At 63.1% G+C, this 2,204-nt stretch carries 2 protein-coding genes; both read right to left on the reverse strand.

The features are described from left to right. The coding region (locus FJ471_RS34470) for a murein L,D-transpeptidase family protein (protein WP_140811455.1) at window positions 1-882 on the reverse strand (882 nt) is incomplete at its 3' end. Window positions 883-1,104: 222 nt separating this feature from the next. After that, the gene (locus tag FJ471_RS34475; protein ID WP_140811461.1) at window positions 1,105-2,055 is read right to left on the reverse strand and encodes an acetyl-CoA carboxylase carboxyltransferase subunit alpha; all 951 of its coding nucleotides are present in this window, start codon (window positions 2,053-2,055) and stop codon (window positions 1,105-1,107) included. Window positions 2,056-2,204 lie beyond the last annotated feature (149 nt).

Consider the following 2,204-nt stretch of genomic DNA (forward strand, 5'->3'; position numbering starts at 1 on the left):
CGTGACGCCGGCAATCGTCGGCTTCGGCGGCGGCGTGCTGGAGTTCACGGCCGAATTGAAAGCCGCGTCATAGCTCTTCTCGTAATTGCCGAAGGCGGTCTTGAGCGAATCCGGCTGCGTCGTCGCGGGGCACGGGCCGGTCGGGTCGAAGGTCGTGCCTTCGGGCGCGACCTGATTGAAGACGTAGCGCTTCTCGCAGACGTCGACCTTCGGCGGCACCTTGGTGATCTCGAAATTGTCGTAGCCGACCTTCAGCATCTTCCAGAAGTCGTAGTTAGGATCGTTGCGGTAGCGCGCCATGTTGGCGGCGGTCATGCGGAACGGAAAAGCCTGGATCTGGAACTCGGTCTGGCCGCCCTGGAAGGCGTCACGGCCGAAGGCATAGATCTGCTCGATCTGGGCATCGGTCATCGAATAGCAGCCCGACGACGAGCAGGCGCCGTGCACCATCAGGTTCTGGCCCGTGCGGCCATTGGCGCGGTCATAGGCGTTGGGGAAGCCGATGTTGAAGGACAGATGGTAATTCGAGCGCGGGTTCATCTGCGACGGACGCACCGTGTAGAAGCCTTCCGGCGCCTGGCGGTCGCCCTCGGTGTATTTGGGGCCGAGCTTGCCCGACCATTTGCAGATGTCGTAGCTGGCGACCATCTCGTAGCGGCCATTGGTCTTGGCCTTCCAGATCTCCAGCTTGCCTTCTTCCTTGAAGATGCGCGCCATCACCGAGGAGGTGCGCACCATGCCCTTGGCCTTCATGTCGGCAAGGATCTTGTCCGGCAGCGGCTTGTTGGCCTCCGGCGCGAAATCCTTCATCGACGAATCATTGCAGCCGGCAACGCCGATGGCGGCGATCAGGACTCCGGTGCGGGCAAGCTTGGCAAACATCGATACGGCTACGTCTCTTCTCTCGGGGCCAACGGCTCTCGGCATGGCCGGACCCGCAGGCTGAACACCAGTGGACCGTAAGCCCGTTAACCTTGAAAATTCCTTACCGCAAGCCTCGACCAACCCCTCACGGCAAGTCTCATTGAGCCGAATGCGGCGGCATTTTTGTGGCGAAATTGCTCATTGCGGCCACAGTTTAACGAGTAGCCGATCCGAAAACGGTCAGAGGCTGCGGCCCATCGCCAGGTATTTCTCGCGGCGCTGCTCGCGGAAATCGGTATTGGCGCCGGCAAAATCCTTCATCGTCCTGGCGATGAGGTCGCCGGTCGAGGCGATCACCGTCTCAGGCGCGCGCTGGGCGCCGCCCATCGGCTCGGGAATGATGGTGTCGATGATCTTCATCTCGAGAAGATCCTGCGCGGTGATCTTCATGTTGGTCGCCGCGTCCTTGGAGCGGGTGGTGTCGCGCCACAGGATCGAGGCGGCGCCCTCGGGCGAAATCACCGAATAGATGGCGTGTTCCAGCATGTAGACGCGGTTGGCGGTGGCGATCGCGATGGCGCCGCCGGAGCCGCCTTCGCCGATGACGACCGAGATCGACGGCACTTTCAGGGCCAGGCAGGCCGAGGTCGAGCGGGCGATCGCCTCGGCCTGACCGCGCTCTTCGGCGCCGACGCCGGGATAGGCGCCGGCGGTGTCGACCAGCGTCAGAAGCGGGATATTGAAACGGTCGGCCAGTTCCATCAGGCGCACCGCCTTGCGGTAGCCCTCGGGCCGCACTGAACCGAAATTGTGCTTGATGCGGCTCGCCGTGTCCGAGCCCTTCTCCTGGCCGATCACCGCCAACGGCTCGCCGCGAAAGCGCGCGAAGCCGCCGACGATCGCCTGGTCGTCGCCGAAATTGCGGTCGCCGGCCAAAGGTGTGAAATCGGTGAACAGCGCCTTGATGTAGTCGACGCAATGCGGGCGGTCGGGATGACGCGCGACCTGCACCTTCTGCCAGGGGGTGAGCGCCTTGTAGAGGTCGCGCAACGCGTCGCGCGAGCGCTTTTCCAGCCGGCTGATCTCTTCGGCGACATCGACCGCCTCGCCGTTCTCGGCAAGCTTCTTCAGCTCAAGGATCTTGAGCTCCAGATCCTGCACCGGCTTTTCGAAGTCGAGGTAGTTGTACATGCTTGGGCGGACCGATCCGTCGGAAGGCAAATGGCTGGCGGAACCGCTGAAATGCCGGCCCCGGGCGGTGGAACGTCGCCCTCACATAGCGATATGAGGCCTAGTCGGCAAGCGGATGATGATCGTTGACCAGCCGCACCAGCCGCTCC

It is taken from the genome of Mesorhizobium sp. B2-7-1, assembly GCF_006440735.1.
In the GTDB taxonomy this organism is placed as follows: domain Bacteria; phylum Pseudomonadota; class Alphaproteobacteria; order Rhizobiales; family Rhizobiaceae; genus Mesorhizobium.

Bases quoted from the DNA above. Each gene is read 5' to 3' on its own strand.
- FJ471_RS34475 (WP_140811461.1), bottom strand. From the start codon at position 2,055: ATGTACAACTACCTCGACTTCGAAAAGCCGGTGCAGGATCTGGAGCTC.